Annotated in this window: 1 pseudogene; it reads left to right on the top strand. The window is 46.8% G+C overall.

The annotated features are described in order from the left end of the window. Positions 1–92, top strand: a pseudogene (locus A5N84_RS11045) (transposase); the annotation flags it as partial. Between the last annotated feature and the right edge of the window lie 128 nt (positions 93–220).

Here is a 220-nt window from a genome sequence, read left to right as displayed (position 1 = left end):
CAGAAGCCGCCATCAGCAGTATCACCGACCAACTTATCCCACAACTTAAAGCCTGGCAATCCAGAGCACTGGATAGCGTTTATCCTATAGTCGGAGAAGTGAAAAAGTAGTACAAGGCGGCGAGCCGCAGACAGTACAAGAGCGTACGGCAAGGCGAGCCAACGCTGTAATACTTTTTCAATTCTTTGACTATATCGTATGGCTTGATGCTATTCACTAT

This window comes from Rappaport israeli, from assembly GCF_001888055.1.
GTDB lineage: Bacteria > Pseudomonadota > Gammaproteobacteria > Cardiobacteriales > Cardiobacteriaceae > Rappaport > Rappaport israeli.
Note: the sequence above shows the minus strand (reverse complement) of the source record. Positions and strands in the feature narration are given on the sequence as shown.